17 protein-coding genes are annotated in these 16,868 nt (G+C 57.3%); 10 read left to right on the top strand and 7 right to left on the bottom strand.

The features are described 5' to 3' along the window. The first annotated feature begins 51 nt into the window (after positions 1-51). From EI77_RS03645 to EI77_RS03625, 5 genes are all read left to right on the top strand, one after another. Positions 52-831: an ABC transporter ATP-binding protein gene (locus tag EI77_RS03645; protein ID WP_133793385.1), complete on the top strand. Its 780-nt coding sequence runs from the start codon at positions 52-54 to the stop codon at positions 829-831. 269 nt (positions 832-1,100) lie between these two features. Beyond that, on the top strand, positions 1,101-1,328 hold the full coding sequence (locus EI77_RS03640) for a hypothetical protein (protein WP_133793384.1): 228 nt from the start codon (positions 1,101-1,103) through the stop codon (positions 1,326-1,328). Further along, the gene (locus EI77_RS24170) at positions 1,325-1,624 is read left to right on the top strand and encodes a type II toxin-antitoxin system RelE/ParE family toxin (protein WP_133793383.1); all 300 of its coding nucleotides are present in this window, start codon (positions 1,325-1,327) and stop codon (positions 1,622-1,624) included. The genes EI77_RS03640 and EI77_RS24170 overlap by 4 nt, the downstream gene beginning before the upstream one ends. Before the next feature lie 52 nt (positions 1,625-1,676). Continuing rightward, positions 1,677-1,904: an ATP-binding cassette domain-containing protein gene (locus EI77_RS03630; protein WP_133793382.1), complete on the top strand. Its 228-nt coding sequence runs from the start codon at positions 1,677-1,679 to the stop codon at positions 1,902-1,904. Positions 1,905-2,049: 145 nt separating this feature from the next. Next, complete coding sequence (locus tag EI77_RS03625) at positions 2,050-2,952, top strand: FkbM family methyltransferase (protein WP_133793381.1); 903 nt, start codon at positions 2,050-2,052, stop codon at positions 2,950-2,952. 9 nt (positions 2,953-2,961) lie between these two features. Here EI77_RS03625 and EI77_RS03620 read toward each other — a convergent pair whose 3' ends face one another. After that, complete coding sequence (locus EI77_RS03620) at positions 2,962-3,855, bottom strand: LysR family transcriptional regulator (RefSeq protein ID WP_133793380.1); 894 nt, start codon at positions 3,853-3,855, stop codon at positions 2,962-2,964. A gap of 130 nt (positions 3,856-3,985) precedes the next feature. On the opposite strand from EI77_RS03620, the gene EI77_RS03615 reads away from it, so the two are divergent. Genes EI77_RS03615 through EI77_RS03605 form a run of 3 tightly spaced genes read left to right on the top strand, consistent with a single transcriptional unit; the run spans position 3,986 to position 5,476 of the window. Next, positions 3,986-4,357: a hypothetical protein gene (locus tag EI77_RS03615; RefSeq protein ID WP_133793379.1), complete on the top strand. Its 372-nt coding sequence runs from the start codon at positions 3,986-3,988 to the stop codon at positions 4,355-4,357. A 22-nt stretch (positions 4,358-4,379) separates the two neighbouring features. Further along, positions 4,380-5,054: a pyridoxamine 5'-phosphate oxidase family protein gene (locus EI77_RS03610; protein WP_243838652.1), complete on the top strand. Its 675-nt coding sequence runs from the start codon at positions 4,380-4,382 to the stop codon at positions 5,052-5,054. Next, a complete protein-coding gene (locus tag EI77_RS03605) occupies positions 5,051-5,476 on the top strand; it encodes a nuclear transport factor 2 family protein (protein ID WP_133793378.1) in 426 nt (141 codons plus the stop codon). The genes EI77_RS03610 and EI77_RS03605 overlap by 4 nt, the downstream gene beginning before the upstream one ends. Positions 5,477-5,548: 72 nt before the next feature. Here the strand turns inward: EI77_RS03605 and EI77_RS03600 are convergent, their stop codons facing one another. Beyond that, positions 5,549-6,250, bottom strand: a complete 702-nt coding sequence (locus EI77_RS03600; RefSeq protein ID WP_133793377.1) for a hypothetical protein — start codon at positions 6,248-6,250, stop codon at positions 5,549-5,551. 246 nt (positions 6,251-6,496) lie between these two features. Further along, positions 6,497-7,150 carry a pyridoxamine 5'-phosphate oxidase gene (gene pdxH, locus EI77_RS03595; protein ID WP_133793376.1) on the bottom strand — a complete coding sequence of 218 codons (654 nt, stop codon included), beginning with the start codon at positions 7,148-7,150 and terminating at the stop codon, positions 6,497-6,499. 77 nt (positions 7,151-7,227) lie between these two features. Between pdxH and hpt the strand changes: the two genes are divergently transcribed. Together hpt and EI77_RS03585 are read left to right on the top strand one after the other, a co-directional pair. After that, positions 7,228-7,770: a hypoxanthine phosphoribosyltransferase gene (gene hpt, locus EI77_RS03590; RefSeq protein WP_133793375.1), complete on the top strand. Its 543-nt coding sequence runs from the start codon at positions 7,228-7,230 to the stop codon at positions 7,768-7,770. Then, positions 7,767-8,012 (top strand): MoaD/ThiS family protein, encoded by a 246-nt coding sequence (locus EI77_RS03585; protein ID WP_133793374.1) that lies wholly within the window; start codon positions 7,767-7,769, stop codon positions 8,010-8,012. The genes hpt and EI77_RS03585 overlap by 4 nt, the downstream gene beginning before the upstream one ends. Positions 8,013-8,027: 15 nt before the next feature. Here EI77_RS03585 and rsmA read toward each other — a convergent pair whose 3' ends face one another. The 4 genes from rsmA to EI77_RS03570 form a co-directional block, all read right to left on the bottom strand. Continuing rightward, positions 8,028-9,374, bottom strand: a complete 1,347-nt coding sequence (gene rsmA / locus EI77_RS23720; RefSeq protein ID WP_133793373.1) for a 16S rRNA (adenine(1518)-N(6)/adenine(1519)-N(6))-dimethyltransferase RsmA — start codon at positions 9,372-9,374, stop codon at positions 8,028-8,030. A gap of 204 nt (positions 9,375-9,578) precedes the next feature. Further along, positions 9,579-15,467: an alpha-2-macroglobulin family protein gene (locus EI77_RS03575; RefSeq protein WP_133793372.1), complete on the bottom strand. Its 5,889-nt coding sequence runs from the start codon at positions 15,465-15,467 to the stop codon at positions 9,579-9,581. 109 nt (positions 15,468-15,576) lie between these two features. After that, on the bottom strand, positions 15,577-15,744 hold the full coding sequence (locus tag EI77_RS23245) for a hypothetical protein (RefSeq protein ID WP_166647009.1): 168 nt from the start codon (positions 15,742-15,744) through the stop codon (positions 15,577-15,579). After that, the gene (locus tag EI77_RS03570) at positions 15,741-16,868 is read right to left on the bottom strand and encodes a PepSY-associated TM helix domain-containing protein (RefSeq protein WP_133793371.1); all 1,128 of its coding nucleotides are present in this window, start codon (positions 16,866-16,868) and stop codon (positions 15,741-15,743) included. Before EI77_RS03570 ends, EI77_RS23245 begins: the two co-directional genes overlap by 4 nt.

Here is a 16,868-nt window from a genome sequence, read left to right as displayed (position 1 = left end):
TCTTGTGTTGCGCTTTGCAGCCCCGCCATTGTCGCGCTACATCCTGTACGCATGTCCTCCGTCCTCCGTGTTCAAAAAGCCACCTTCGTCCGTGGTGGCCGCCGCATTCTCAAAGGTATCGACTGGGAGGTCCAGGCGGGCCAGCACTGGTGCATCCTGGGGCCGAATGGCTGCGGCAAGACCTCCCTCATCAACCTCATCACCGGGTACGAGCCCGCCACCAGCGGCGATATCCAGATCGGCGAGGACCAGTTTGGCAACAGTGACTGGCGCGAGGTGCGCAAGCGCGTCGGCCTTGTCACCAACACCCTCACCACCTTCATCGAGCCTGGGGAACCCGTCATCAACGTCATCGCCAGCGGTCGGGAGGCCAAGCTGAACCTCTGGCAAGATCCGCCCGCCGCCTGGCAGCGCCAGGCCGCCACCCTGCTGAAGGCTACCGGCAGCCAGCACCTGCGCAAAAGCCTCTGGGGCACCCTCTCCCAGGGCGAGCGGCAAAAAGTCCTCATCTGCCGCGCCCTCATGGCCCAGTTCACCGTCCTCATCCTGGACGAGCCCTGCGCCGGCCTCGACCCTGTCGCCCGCGAGCAATTCCTCACCTGGATGGCCGAGATCGCCACCTGGCCCGAGTCTCCCTCCCTCATCATGGTCACCCACCATGTGGAGGAAATCCTCCCCTGCCTCACCCACGTCCTCTTGCTAAAAAATGGCCAAGTCCACAGCCAGGGTGAAAAGAAGGATGTGCTCACCAGCGACGCGCTGAGTGAGATTTATGGCGCGGCGGTTGAACTGGAGGAACGGGGCGGGAGGTATGGGCTGGTGGTGGGGTGAGGTGTGGTGTTCGGAGTACCGCATTGATGCGGTCAGAGTTGCCCTCCAGCTCCTCCTTGATGAAGCTAGAGTTTCCCAGCCGCAGAGCGGCGTTCGTCTATTAGCCGCCCCTTCAAGCTGCGTTTTCTCCTACGGTGCTGCCTACACTCCCGGCGTTACAGCGCGACGCCCGAAACGACCCGCCGCATGCATGGATTGGATTTTGCCCTCGCCTTGCCTCATCCTGGAAAGAGGTGGATTTCCAGGCTGGGCCGGTTAAAATGAGATTCATGAGCACTGTCACTGAAATTGTTCAGGCAGCCCTTGGACTTGACCGTTCCGGGCGTGCCGCCCTGGCCCTGGTCATGCTGGACAGTCTGCCTGATGATGCCATGGAGCCCGATGACATTCTCACCGAGGCCCTGCGCAGGGATGCCGAGATCGAATCCGGTTTGGTGAAAGAACTCTCTCATGAAGAGTTTCTCGCCGGCATTCAACGTCCTGGCCGCGTCGCATGAAGCTGAGCTTCCACCCTGGTGTGCAGTCAGATGTCAACGCGATCCTTGCCTATTATCATGAGCAGGGAGGAGAACCCCTCGCAGACCGCTTTTACCATGATCTGACAGCCCGCTTCCAAGACATTTTGAAAAACCCCCGGAGATACCCCTTTTATTTGGGCAACCCAATCAAACGGCGTGTCCGGCTGCATCGGTTTCCTTACCTCATCTTGTACCGTATCTTGCCTGACCGGGTCCGGATCACGGTCGTGAAACATGAGAAACGGAACCCGGCTTATGGTTTGGGCAGGCGTTGAGCCTATTGACGCAAAAAGATGAGGCATCGCCCGCGAGCAATTCCTCACCTGGATGGCCGAAATCACCACCTGGCCCGAGTCCCCCTCCCTCATCATGGTCACCCACCATGTGGAGGAAATCCTCCCCTGCCTCACTCACGTTCTTTTGCTAAAAAATGGCCAAGTCCACAGCCAGGGTGAAAAGAAGGATGTGCTCACCAGCGACGCGCTGAGTGAGATTTATGGCGCGGCGGTTGAACTGGAGGAACGGGGCGGGAGGTATGGGCTGGTGGTGGGGTGAACTTCGACTCTTATTTAGATGAGGTTCAATTTTCGATAGCAATTCATAGTTTCTCCAACTCTATTTCAATTTCAGTGTTACTGACCGATTGACGCTACACCTGCCGTCGACTCACCTCAGTAGTTGGCTTTCAAGCTTTTGATTTATGATATCGACCAACAAAATTAAGAAATCACTTAAGCTGATGTTGCCGATATCGGTATTGGACCGTGTTCAATCGTTACGTAGACACTGGTGGAAGCCCGATCCACGAATTGCAGCAGCTAAAGAAAACTTTATGGAACTCAACCACTCTTTGCCGAGTGGACGAATTGCGATGCGTCCAGGGATAGTTTGGAATGTTGACCCTCAGTCTAAAAACCCGTTTACTTGGTTCTGTTATCAATCTCCCGAGATGGTCACAGAGTTTGATTTTTTTCTCCGCATACGTGCCAGCCGGATGCGCTTTCTGGACCTCGGTGCTAACCATGGGGTATTTTCCTTGGCATTCACTTTTGGTCGTCCTGCGGCTAAGGCGTTAGCCATGGACCCTTCTCCACTGGCTTTTCCAATCCTTCAAAACAATCTTCGTCTGAACCCGCAGTGTCATATCACTCCATTGCAAGTGGCCGCAGGGGGGGGTTCTGGGAATTTGAGGATGAAATTGAACTGGCATCATTTGGAAGTCATCCGGGATCAAAATGCAGTGGAGTCTGACCAGATAAAAATCGTGCCTGTGCGCACGGTAGATAGCATCTGCGAAGAATACAATTTCGAGCCTGACTTGATCAAAATCGATGTCGAAGGCCATGAGCTGGCCGCTCTGCAAGGCATGGAGAAAACATTGCGGAAAAGCAGTGCGGAATTTTTCTTAGAAATTCACCCCGAATTAATTAGTGAACTTGGTTACCGAGTTAGCGACATCGCCAACTACCTTCACGAGTTAGATTACGAGCCTTGGAACTTACAAGGTCAGAAGCTCAGTTTTTCCTGGGTTAATGATCAGATTCACGTTTTCTGGGTGTTCTGCCGTCCCGCCCATACTTCGGTGCTGTCAGCCCAAAAGTAATCGGGAATTTTACATGAGTTGCAGCGCCGTTTCTTTCAGCGCGTTTACCAGGGTCGTGATGGAAGCAGGGGTTTTGCCGCGCTGCCAGAGCACCATGAAGTCCCAGTGGGCTTTGGGGTCGGAGATGGGGACGAAGGTGATGCCGGGGTGGGTGGTGGTTTTGAAGTAGTCGGGCAGGAGGGTGGCGGCGGATTCGGAGGCGACCATGGAAAGGACGTGGGTAATGCCATCGGGGATGGCGAGGAAGCGGGGCTTGAATCCGGCGGTGCGGCAGAGGGCGGTGATCCAGCGGTTGCGTCCGGGCATCTGGTCTTCATCCACGCCGATGAAGTCGTGACGGCGGAGATCCTGGATGGCGATTTGTGCCTTGGATGCGAGGGGATCGGCGGCGGAGATGGCGGCGCAGACACCGAGGGAGCAGAGCTTGATGCTGTAAAAATCTTGAGCGGCTACGGCGCCTTCCTGACCGATGAGGGCGAGGTCGAGTTCGCCCGATTTTAAGGCGTCGATTTGCTCCCTGGGGGACATGTCGTGAAGCTTGAGCTTCAGATCGGGATGGGTCTTGCGCAGTCGTTCCAGAGTCGGGGACAGAATGGACTGCGCAGCAGAGATGAGGAAACCGACGCGCAGCTCGGACCGGGTGCCACGGGCCTGACGCCGCACATCGGCCAGCGCGGTTTCATAAGCGGTGATGATGGGGCTCATGGCCTTGACCAATGCATGGCCAAGGCTGGTGGGCTTCACGCCGCTGGTTTCGCGGTCCAGCAGCTTGCCGCCGACCTCGGATTCCAGCAGTTTCATCTGTCGGCTCAGGGCGGGCTGGGTGATGCGCAGCCGCACGGCGGCACGGTTGACGCTGCCTTCTTCAATGACGGTGAGCAGAGCGCGGATGCGGTCGATCATGGCTGAAGGGTATGTTCATCCGGCATAACGGCAACAGCGAACCGGCATTATTCGTCATCCCAGGATGAGTGCAGGATGGACCCGTCAACCGGGAGTCATTCCCACAAGCAAACCGACAAACAATAACCTTATGAAAACAGCCATCATCATCATTAGCGATCCCAAAGCCGGAGAAGAGGCTTTTGCACGTGCCTTCAATGCCCTGGCCGTGGCCGCAGAAGGCAAACGGGCAGGCGACGAAGTGGAGCTCAGCTTCATCGGCACTGGCACACGCTGGCCTGCGGAGCTATCGAAGATCACCAACCCGGCCAATGCGCTGTACAATGAAGTGCGGGATGTCGTCGTCGGGGCATCCTGTGCCTGTGCGACTGTTTTTGGCGCGAGCGAAGGTCTGGAGGCTAGCGGCATTGCCGTGAAGAGCGACAACGCGGTGGCGGGAACATCTGGCGTCCTCAGCCTGCGCCACTACTTCGTCGAAGGCTGGCAGGTGCTGATTTTCTAATGCTCTGGCAACCAGAAGGAGCGTGGACACTCCTGTCCGCCGTCCTGTTAATACCCTGCATCCGTCCCTCGTTCATTCACAGTCTAACCAATCATTCATCATGGCTCATAAATTTCTCGATCTTGCCTTCACTCCCGAAGTGCTGGCCGCGCAGGAACATTATTATGGCCGTTCCCAGGTGCTGCCTCCGGCAACACGGGACGACCCCCTGGGACAGGATGAAATCGGGTTCATCCAATCTCGCGACAGTTTTTATCTGAGCAGCGTGAGCGAGACCGGCTGGCCTTACATCCAGCATCGGGGCGGGCCGCAGGGCTTTGCGAAAGTCATCTCGCCAAATGAGATTGCCTTTGCCGATTACAAAGGGAACCGCCAGATGCTGAGCACGGGTAACCTGGCGGTGAATGACCGGGTATGTCTCTTCCTGATGGACTATCCCCAGCGGGTGCGGCTGAAGATCCTCGGTCATGCTGAGGTATTGGACGCTCGCGCCCATCCTGATCTGGTGGAAAAAATCGCCGCGCCAGAAATGGTTAGGCTGACTGAACGCATCTTTAAAATCCGCATTGTTTCCTACGACTGGAATTGCCCTAAATACATCACGCCACGATACACCGCCGCCGAAGTGACGGAACTCGTGGCCCCGCTCAAAGCACGCATCGCTGAACTCGAATCCCAACTCCAAAAACACCCATGAATCCACGACCACCGCTCCCTCCCTTCACTGAAGAATCTGCCATCAAAAAAGTCCAGGCCGCCGAAGATGCCTGGAATAGCCGCGACCCAGAGCGCGTCTCGCTGGCCTACACGGAGGATACCGAATGGCGTAACCGAAGTGACTTCCTCAATGGTCGCCCAGCCGTGGTGGAATTCCTCACTAAAAAGTGGCAACGGGAACAGGACTATCGGCTGAAGAAAACCCTTTGGGCCTTCACCGGAAACCGCATCGCCGTGCGCTTCGAATACGAATGGCATGATGCCGACGGCCAATGGTGGCGCAGCCATGGCAATGAGAATTGGGAGTTCGATGAAAACGGGTACATGGCCCGCCGCTATGCTAGCATCAACGACCAGCCCATCACCGAAGCTGAGCGCAAGTTTCGCTGGGAACGTGAATAGATTTCGAAAGCCGCAGTGGGGGCTGCATCCAAGGTCTGCCTGCGGACATGCACGTCTGCTGACCGCCTGCCACTATGACTTCACGCGTCGATAAATGGTCGGACCATAAGTTTTCGTGGGGTCTGTGACGGTGACGATTTCGCGAGGGGCGTCGAAGGTCCAGATGCGGCGGTTCATGCGGCCTCCTTTTTCACCGATTTCGACATATTCCAGTTCGTTAGGCCCAACGACTTTCCAGAGGAATTTGAATTTGGCGTCCGGGGTGGCTTTGATGCCAGTGCCATCGGGGTTGAAACTGTATTGCCCATAAGTGCCTTTCCAGACTTGGCCCGCAGGTGCCAGAGTGGAGGCGGAGGAAGTCGAGGAAGGGGATGGCGGTGTAGCAGGGGCGGGAGCAGGAGATTTACCTTCGATTTGATTTTTAACATCCGCCAAGGCGAGGACGGCAGTCATGTCTTTTCCGGCGTACTTCTGGACCAAGGCGTCTGCGCGGCGGGTATATCTTTCACGGATGGGCTGCGCGGCATTAGCGACGGCAGCATCGTATAAAGCCAGCAAGTCAGCGAGCGTAGGATGAACCTGGGATAGTGGTTTGCCTGCGAGTTTGATCTCCATCTGTTCCGCCACTTGTTTGGCGTCATCAGCGCGGCCTTCTTGCACAAGCTGGGCGGCGATCTTGCTGGCTTCAGTTCGCAATACTTTATCGCTGGGCTCTTTGGCTTTGGAATAATCTTTCTGATAATCCGCCAGCAGGGTGGTGACGTCTTTGGGCACGGGTGGAGCCTCGGCAGCTGAGAGAGGGATGGATGCAGCAAAACTAGCGAGGATCACTGCAAGTAGCGGCCTGATGGATACCCGCAACAGGCGGCCTGATGTGCAGGCTGGATGTGCTAGCGGTGCTGCTTGGTCGGGCTGAGGCATCATAAGAATTTGGCGGCGAAAGATCCATGATGCTAGGTGAGGCCTTTGGGGCAGCAAGGTAAATTCTCCTGCGGCATCGGAATTTGTTAGGCCTGCCTGCTACGGGCTTAGACGCTCCATCTTCCATCCCTCTCCCTGTCGGATATAGCGCAGGCGGTCATGCAGGCGGCTGACGCGGCCTTGCCAAAATTCAATCTCGGTAGCCAGGAGGGTATAGCCTCCCCAATTGGGCGGACAGGGGATGGGGCCGCTGCCGAAACGGGCGGTGATTTCTTCTTCTTTCTCCTGTAGCCATTCGCGGCCTGGAATGACGGTGCTTTGTTGCGAGGCCCAGGCCCCGATCTGATGCCCCCGTGGGCGGGCGGCAAAGTAACTCTCCGCATCTTCCCTCGGCAACTGGGTCACTGTTCCGCGCACACTTACCTGATGGTGGCGCTGGGTCCACAGAAAGGTCAGTGCGGCCTGGGGATGGGTGGCGAGGTCCCGTCCCTTCCGGCTATCGTAGTTGGTGAAAAAATGGAAGCCGCGCAGGTCCAGGCCCTTCAGCAGGACAGTGCGGCTATTCGGCCCGCCATCGGCACCGATGGTGGAAAGGGTCATCGCATTGGGTTCTGGCAAGTGGTGCGCCAGGGCATCCGCCAGCCAGAGGTTAAACAGCTCATGAGGATCCGCCGGGGCGGTATCTTCGGTCAGGCTGTCCAGGTCATAACTCACGCGCAAATCGCGCAGGCTGGTGGCGGGGTGGTCGGGCATGGTGGGTATGTGGAAAGAAACGTGTGCCAGGCCATTGCGGCAATCCCATGTTTGCGCCTTGATGCAGTATTCTTGTCATGCCTGCCCCCACTGGAGTTTTAACTGATCTCGACCGCGTCCTGCTGGATGCGGATTCCATCCGCAACCGCGTTAGCGAACTGGCACGGCAGTTGGAAACCGATTACGAGGGCAAGGTCATCACCGTCGTGGTACTCATGGATGGTGCCCTGTTCTTTGTGGCTGACCTCCTGCGTCAGATCAATCTGCCCATGCGCATCGTCACTCTGGGGGCCAGCAGCTATCATGGCGGTACTGAATCCACGGGCGAGGTGAAGCTTAACTGGCCGTCCGGGGTGGAATTTACCGGGCTGGATGTGCTGCTCTTGGATGACATCCTTGATACCGGCCTGACGCTCAGTGCCCTCCGGGATCGCTTGCTCTTCGAGCAACCGGCCTCGTTGAAGACGGGTGTCCTTTTGGATAAAAAGCGTCCCCGTGAGCATGATGTGCCACTGGATTACTGCGGCTTTGAGATCGGGGACGAATTCGTGGTCGGCTACGGCATGGATTACCAAGGCCGTTTCCGCAATCTCCCCTGCATCGGCATTCTGAAGCTATGACTGTACGCTTGCTGTTTTTCTCCGTTTTGAAGGATCTCACGGGGATCGATGAAACGACCCGCAGCCTGCCTTCAGGGGCCACGGTGGCGGACTTGCTAGTGGATCTGTATGCCCAATGGCCTGCCCTGAGTGAATGGGACAGCAGCCTGCTGACCGCTGTGGACCAGACGTATGTGAAACGCAGTGAACCGTTGCATGAAAACTGCGAGGTCGCCCTCATGCCACCTGTTCAAGGTGGCTAAAATGCAGTGGGCGGCCTAGGGTTTCCAGGCTTTCCAGCAGGAGACGAACCCCTTCGCAAAATCCTGCGGACGGGCTTCCACCCAGGCAGTGATCTGGGCGGGGGTGAACCACTCCCCATACGGCACCTCCTCAGGCAGGCAACGCATGGGACCGTTGTGCCGGGCGATGTGAAGCTCGACGAACTCATGGTCAGTATGCGTGCCTGCGGGCAGTTGAGCCGCCAGCTCCGTGGTGGTGATCTCCAGGCCGACTTCCTCCCGGACCTCGCGGATGGCACAAGCAGTGTAACTTTCACCCACATCCAGGTGACCGGCAGCGCTGCTATCCCACTTCAAAGGGGAGACGTCCTTGAGGTGCGAGCGCATTTGCAGGAAGACATCTCCACGCGCATTGATGACAAAGACATGGACGGCGCGGTGCAGCAGGCCCTGGGCATGGACCTCGCCCCGCGTCTTCTGGCCAATGACCTCGTTACGTTCATTGACGACATCGAAGATCTCGCTGGCCTTCTGACCGGCATCGGCGGTTTTGCGTTCCTCATACCAGCGGGAGAGATTGACCCATTGCAGGACGGAGAGTTCTTCCGCCCGCATTGTTACGGGCATCTCAAGGCTGCCAGCCAGGGCTTCCCAACTTTCGGGGGCTGGCGGCAGAAGGTTCTTCATCTGTTTACGGCGCTGGCTGAATCCCATGCGGACTAGTTTTTCAAACAGGCGGCGGTCATAGACAGGCAGGGTCGAAGGAGGACGCGGAGTAAAACGTACGATGGCGCTATCCACCTTGGGCTTGGGAGAGAAAGCTTCAGGCGGGATGATGCGCAGGAGCTCGACATCCCAGTCACGCTGCACCAGCACGGAGAGTGCCCCGTAACCATCCTCCCCATGACGTGCGGCGAGGCGCTGGCAGACTTCCTTTTGGAGCATGAAAACGGCGCTCTTTACCGGGGTGGGCGGGGTGAGCATATGCTTCATGATCTCGCCCCCGACTGAGTATGGGAGGTTGCCGATCACGCGCACATCACCATGCTGGTACCAGTCCCTCATGTCCGCCTGAGTGGCATCGCCGTGCTGCACTTCCACACCCCGATGGCCGTACTTTGTCTCCAACTGTGGGGCCAGTGCATTGTCCTTTTCGATGAGCAGCAGCTTCTGCGGGCGGTCCACCAGATACTGCGTCATGGCCCCGAGTCCGGGTCCTGGCTCAACCACGAAGGCCGCACCATCGGGTTCGATCTGATCGGCGATCCAGCGGGCCACTTCCTCATCCACTAGGAAGTTTTGCCCCATGCTCTTGCGGGGGGTGACTTCCTGGCCGCCAATGGTGCGGGTGGGACGGAACTTGGGACGGCGGTTGAATTGCATGGCGATTCCATCGCATGACTCGTGGTGAGGTGCGAATGGAAAGGCGGTGGGAAGTGACGGGAAAAAACGCTCGGCTATACCGCAGAGGAGCAAAGAGGCAGAGGAGGCAAAGAATGAATTGGATCAGAGCTTCACACACTTTTCCTTCTTTGCTCCTCTGCCCCTTTGCGGTTAAATCAAAGACCCTCGGTCTTAACACCCAGCTTACGGTCCGGCCACCTGACCTGTGGCGGAGGGCAGGGTGCGGAGGCGCTGGCTGGGGCTGAGGCCGTATTTGTCCGGCTCATACATGGCCTCGATCTTCGCAGGAGGGGCAATGGTATCTCCCTCGCCGATTACACGGGCCAGGTAGCGGAGCTGGAACTTGCCTTTTTCTGGAGCGTAGTCGGTGAAAAACAGGGCGCGATCTGCGCGGACTTCGCGATGGTCGCAGAACCAGGCACCGACACCTTCGGGCAACTGGTCGCCTTCGCGCTCGCTCTGGGTATCGAACTCAGGATTGATGGCTTCCAGGACGCTTGGGAGCGGATCGTTGATGGCGAGGTAACGGTCATCACCGCCAATTTCGATTTGAAGAGTCACGACCACCATGTCTCCCACGCGGAGGTTGTCCGCAGGCTGCATGGAGCCATCATCCACCAGTTTTTGGTAGGTGCGCTCAATGGCATAACCTTTGTTTTCACCGGCGAAATCGCGGGCGGGCGGATAGGCACTGGCCTGGATTCGGGAGAAGGCTTCGCGCCCTTCAGGAAGCTCCACTTTCAGCGGGGCGGAGGACAGCTTTTCATTGAGGGCAAAGGAGACCTGGGCCGTACCTGGATGGGCGGGGATGTTGAGTGGTTGTTCCTGGGCATCCCAAAGGACCGTGGCCATGAGCGGCAAGGCACTGTTTTTCAAGCTGCGTTCATAAGCGGCCAGGGAAGTGAGGGTCCAAGCATTAGTGAAGGTATTCCCCCATTCACCCCGGCCATTGCGGCTTTGAAGCATGGAAAGAGCCAGCGCTTCAGCATCCTGTTTCAGCCCCAGATGTGTATAAACAATGAGTCGAAGGGCTTTGTTGACATCGTTGCCTGCCCAGTGGGACCAGCCGGAAACAGCGGGACGGGTGGGGGCCAGGATCTTCTTTTTCGTCGTGGTCTTTTCTGGCGCAGCCGGGGGCATCCAGCCGACCATCTCCTTGATCTGGTCACTTGGGGCGTCTGACAAGCACATGGCCAGGGCCGTATAAAGACGTGCGGCTTCTGGAAGGGTGGTCCGTTTCGAATGAAGCAAATTTTGGTAGGCCGGTTCCGCTTTCTTGCCCTTAGCCAGGGTATAGAGGGAGAGGGCGCAATCCGTGATGTTATTAAAGTCCTTTTCCTCTTCCAGTCCGCGCAGTTTCCCGGACAGGAATGCGAGCAGTTTGTCCAGTGCCTCTGGTGGCACATCCGCCCCGGCATCTTTGGCCCGCAGGAGCATCAGCCCCCCGTAAGCGCTGGCCCACCTGGAGGGTTCATTGCCGCCGGGCCAGTAGGCCAGACCTCCTTCTTCGGTGGTCATTTGCAGCAGTTTGTTCACACCTTTCTGAATGGCGTCCTTGGATTTTTCCGGGCTGATGAGGTCAGGAAACAAGGGCTGATATCCACCCAGGGCCAGCCATGGCATGGTGGCGGAGGTGGTCTGTTCGGCACAGCCGTAAGGATAAGTCAGGATGTATTCCAGCGCGTCTTTGGCCTCTGAGAGACGTGAAGTGCTGATGCTCACTTGTACGCTGCCTTCACCTTCGAGCAGTGCAGGATTGATCTGCTTCGCCAAGTTTTCAGCCGGGGTGCCGGACGTGAGGCGGGCATAACGCACCTCCTTCAATTCAGGCACCGGATAGGTGACCTCAAAGGTGGAAAGGGTGGCATCCTTTAGGGCTGGTGCGCCTGCGGTCCAGGTGACTGTTTCTGCCGCCCATTTCCAGTTAGCGGTGCCCAGTTTGGTGAACTTGACCGGGTAGGCCACGGAGGTGGTTTCACCCGCTTTGATGCTGATGGTCTGTTGCCATACTTTTGGATCGGCAGAATCTTCAGGCTTCAAGCTGGCAGGAATGAACAGGCGCTCTTCACGGATGAAGTCGGCGGTATCATCCAATTCCAGACGCACGCGCACCTCACCTGAATGTGGGGTGGTGTTGTGTATGACGGCCTTCAGCAGTGTCTCGTCCTCCAGTCGGGCAAAGCGTGGAACGACTGGCTCGACCATCAGAGGTTTGTTGATTTTAAAAGCAGACTCCCCACTGCCAAAACGATCCGCACCGCTGCTGGCGACAGCCATCAGGCGGTAACGCGTGAGGTTGTCTGGAGCCATGACCGAGGTGGTGATTTTACCCTCTGCATTGGTCAGCGTGGTGGCCAGCCAGAGAGGCGTGGCAACGAAGTTTTTCCGCACCTGTTTGGAGCTGTCATCCATGTCTCCGCCGCCGCCGATGAGGAACCCTTTATTGCCACGATCACGCGCAGCAAATTCTTCTGGGAGCAGGTCATCAAAGGAGGTGTAGTTGTCGATCGCCAGGGGCTGGTCTTCATGAAAGTAAGCGGACGGATCTGGAGTCTCGTGCTTCATCAGGCTGAGCACCCCTTCATCCACGGCATAAAGGGTGACTTCGCTACCACTGACGGGCCTGCCTTGGTAATCTGTGATGGTGCCGCTGATAGCGAACGATTCACCCGGCAAAATTTCAGGTTTTTCGGGGGTGATGGCGACGGTTAGTTCCTTCACTTTGGAATCCACTTCAAGCTGGCAATAGCCCACTTTATACTCGGGCATCTTGTGCTGTTTCGGACTGCCTTCACTGCCGCGCACCAGTACGACGGAGACAAAGACATTTGGCGCTTCTTCATCCTGCACCGGCACGCGGATGACGGGCTGCTCGGGTGAGATCTGGGTGACGAAGTGGCGGTGCACTTTGTTACGCTCGACACTGACGAGAGCAGTGCCTGCGATGGGAGTCTTCACCACGATGACGGCCTCTTCACCCGGCTTCAGCTTTTTCTTCTCCGGCTGGAGATTGATGCGTGCCCCGTCCTCCATAGCCCATGGAAATTCACCGCCACCGAGGACGTAAATAGGCAGACGAGAAAGGAGTTTTTTACCCTGGGCATCCATGGCCTGCGCAGTGACAAAATAGACGCCGCCACGAACGGGCTTGAAGTTGATCAACGTCGTGGGCGGTGTGCCTGCGGCCGCAGCTTTAAGGTCATACGATTGTTTGAGTTCCTCACGCAAGATCACCTGGTCCTTCGTGGTGGAGCCTCCGCCAGCCGTGGCGATTTTCAGGGTGTGGTATTCCTGGCGTTCGACGATCACATCCACACGCACATCTCCGGTGGCTGGCTGGCCTTTGGAGTCAATGGCCACCACATCCACACGCACATCCTGACCTGCGGTGCCAAACATCTGAGGTCCCTTCAAACCGAGAATATAGGCGGCACCTGGAACTTCGAATTCCGTGGCTGAACTGATGGTCTGTTGGTTGATGTCCGTGACCTCTGCCGTGACGCGTACCTGCTGGGGCAGCGCTGCACGATCTGGCGGTGGCATGGGCATTTCTAGAGTGGCGGTACCGTCTTCGGCCAGGAAGACATCGCCATTGACCCACCACTCACTTTCCTCTTCGGAGTCGCTGTCATCGTAGTTGCCATCAGCATCGCGATCTTTGCCATAGTACGCCCAGCGGGGAGCTGCACCGAAGTGATAGTCATCATACCCCGCAGGCGCAGTGAAGGAGCGGGAAGAGGACGCCGTCCAGCTTGCTTTGGCACGGCTGAGTGATTTGCCCATGTAATAATTGGCGCTCAGCGGCAGCCTCAGGCGGTCCGCAAGGATCTCCAACTTCTGACCGTCCATTTTGACTTCGAAACTGTTGGGCTTGTAGTCATCAATGCGGAAATTGTAGAAGCCACTGGCCCCTTCATTCTCACTTCCGGGAGTGTCAAAGTGGACCAGCATTTCATACCAGCCGAGCGGACCCTCAGGCAGTTTAAAGTCTTCATTCCAAGAGCCGCCTGGAGTGAAAGAAATCTCCTTTTCCATCACCACACGGTAGCGTGGATCGCGGATCACGACGCGGGCTTTGGTGGCGGCAGGATCCAGGGTCAGATCATCAGCCACACGGATGCGGGTGAGCGCTTTCACATGTGCGGTATCCCCTGGGCGATACAAGGGGCGGTCAGAAAAAACAAAGGTACGGCGGACGGGCTTCCACACATCTTCCCACGCGGTCGGAATGTCATAAGGGACGGCACCACCAATGTGGGAGCTATCGCAATCAAGGGCGGTGCAGTCGCCTCCTTTTTCCGCCAGGATGAGGGAAGGATCTGCCCCTTTCAATGTAGCGATGCCGCTGGCATCAGTATCGGCATAACCAATCAGCTTCTGCTCAGCATCCACTGCGGTCAGGCGCACGCCAGCCACCGGCTTTCCTGTTTTGAGAGACGTGGCAAAGACGAGTGTTTCACGCCCGTTGCTCTTCTGCATGAGGCCCAGGTCCGTGAACTGGACGAGAGTCTGAGTGATGACCCCTTTGTGATCCAAGCCTTCGGAAGCCCGGCCTTCAAATTCCAGGAACAGGGGGGCACCTGCATCGCTGCCCAGGATTTCCAGCCAGTTGAGCTTGATCATCTCGCTGTGATCCAGCGGCTTGTTCACCGGGAAGGTCCGGTCAAAAACCACGGTGCCAGGATAAGTATCCAGAGTCTCGGGACGGAATTCGTTTTTCTTTTTCTCGTTGAGGTAAAAGGCACTGCGGTACTTCTCGTACTTCTGCGTAGTCTGGAGGAGTTCAGGGCCGGTGAGACGGCGGGCGCGCACACGCACCTCTCGCACGTTGGCGACGGAGACTTCAAAGTCCCCGCTGCCGCTGGAGAGTTGGGTGCGCACAAAAGCAGGGGCTGCGATGTAAGGTGGGTTCGGGATGAAGGAGGCTTCCTGATCCACACGAGCGGAGAGAGGCAGACCGTCACCCGACATGATTTCTGGGGCCACTGTCACACGGTAGGGGGACTTCAAAGCGAAGGCTCCGGTGAGGCGGAAACTGTAACCACGAATTTCAGCCGTCAGGCCTTCGACAAAAGGCTCGATGTGGACAGATGCCGCGATGCGATCCGTCAGGGGCTTCAACTCCTCAGCCGTCCAGGGGCCTTCATGAGAGGGTAGCAGGCTTTTGTTGAAATCGATCTCCAGGTAAGGCGGCTGGTCAAAGGGCGTATGGCCGACCATTCCCTTGACCTCGAATGGTTTCACATCTCCAAGGGCGATCTCGCTACCTGCGGCCAGATTGACATAACCAGAAGCATTCATCAGACTCGTTCTGACGATAAGCTTCCACTTCTTAGCCACTGGCAGAGGCTCCACTGGTTCCACCACAATGGCGCTCAGGCGTGTAGTTCCGGCAGGTAACTGCGGTTTCACCTTGGCAATCTCTTCAGCCCAAGTGGGCTGAGGTTCGCTGTAATTTGCGAAATCCTGCGCAGAGGCGTGGCGGGCGACCACCGGAATGCTGAGTGCTGGTTCTTCCGAGACATAAGCCATGTGCGGTGCCGTGTCCGCTGCGGTGACGTTGTCGTTGAACTCAAACAGGAAACGCGGCACACGCTTGGCCTCATCGTCGCTGAACCATTTGGGGGACTGGTCAATGATGCGGAACTGAGCGCTGTTGACGGAGGCAATCGCCTCGCTTGAAAGGGACTTGCCCGCCAGATCACGCAAGCCTGGGCGCAGGGCGAAATCATAGCTGGCATTGAACTTCGGAGCCTGCTTGAGCTTGTACTGTCCGCTTCTTGTGCTCACCCATTGGAACTCCCCAGCCAATGCGGGTTGCACCAACAACGGCGACTCGGTATCCACCTGGCCGATCTTGTCCTTGGAAATCATCGGCGTGGGAAAGACCACTTCAATGGTGGACTCCGGAGACAACTCCGCCGGATTCACGGTGAGCTCGGCCTCTAAAACCGGCTCAGCTTTGACTTCAGTACGGCTCTTTTTGAAAGGAGCCGCCAGGGAGACAGTTAGCGGCAGCAGAGCCGCAAAACATAGGGCTGAAGCCAGCCCAAAACGCGTGGTAAGTTTCATGACGTGCGGGGAAATTCGCTGTGTGAGAATAGCACACAGACGAAAGCGCACGGAAAAGAATTTAGTCTTTTCTGACTTGAAGACGGATTTTGGAACCGACAACCAGACGCTATTTTTTCAGCCAAAAGCCGATAATCAAAGCCGGTGGCAGGGCCAGTAGGGTCCAGGAAAGCCAGTCCCATACGCCTTCTGCCACAAGGGCAAGAATCAGGGCGGTCAGGGAAGTGAATGCCAGGATGGCGGGGATGGCCCAGGTAGAGCGGCGGAGAGAGTTCATGAAGTGGCCTCCTGAAGCAGCGGAAGATCACGGCGGCGTCCGCGTAGTTTGGCAATGAAAAGGTAAAGTCCGCTGACGCAGAGGATGATGGTAAGGATGGTAAACAAGGCCCAGATGATCCGCAGTGGCGTCCCGGCGTAGTCACCAAAATGCAGCGGGCCGCTAACAAAAAGCGCCTGGATGTACCAGGGGGCATCACTAGCAACGGTGAGCTCTCCGGTGGCAGCATCCACCAGTGTCAGTTTGGGCACGCGCTTAGCCAAGCCGGACTCAGCCGCCATAAAGAGCGTGAAATGATGCTGTCCGGTTAACTGAGTGCCTGGAAAAACGGCGAACTGCATTCGATGCGCAGGCCATGCCTGCTGGGCAGTCGCGATGGCCTGATCCAGTGGCACGATGCGCTCCGGTGCAGGACGATCTTTAAACGGGGCGGTCATGGCGGCGAGGTCCTGATGCTGGTAAATCATCAGGAGGGGTTTTCCCAGCTCCAGAATGATGCCAGTGAAACAGACGACGCAGCACCAAGCCAACGTCGAGATGCCGACGAGGTTATGCAGGTCCAACTGGAAGATGCGCCTGCTACGGTCACGACGAATCAAGCCATAGAGGCAGCTGCGCATAAAGGGTGCGTATAGGACCACGCCTGAAATCAATGCGACGAAGAAAGCGATGCCCACCAAGGCCAGAAACAATTCCCCGATGAACCCGGCGAAGAGATTGGCATGCAGATTCAGCACAATCATGCTGAACGTCTGGTCCAGCTTCACCTCTGCCGCTTGCCCCGTGAAGCCATCCAGAATGACGGTCTTGCTTTCTCCCAGATCCTGAACGCCCGGCGGCAGCATGGATACATAGGCCCGGCCTGGGTGGTCTTCATCCTCAGAATAAACGGCCGGGGACCAGCCTGGCCGGGCCTCCCGTGCCGCCTCCACCAACTGGCCAGGCGGCAGCATCGTCCGTCCTTCTTGCCGGATCTCTGGCATGGAGCCGAGCATGGCGTCAATCTCCGGGTGGAAGATGAGCAGGAGACCGGTGACGCAGAGGAACAGCAGATTGGCAGTGCAAAAGAGGCTGCTCCAGCGGTGTACGGTGGTCCAGCGGCGGAGTGAGGCGGGGGTGGCCAT

It is taken from the genome of Prosthecobacter fusiformis (genome assembly GCF_004364345.1).
Lineage (GTDB): Bacteria > Verrucomicrobiota > Verrucomicrobiia > Verrucomicrobiales > Verrucomicrobiaceae > Prosthecobacter > Prosthecobacter fusiformis.
Note: the sequence above shows the minus strand (reverse complement) of the source record. Positions and strands in the feature narration are given on the sequence as shown.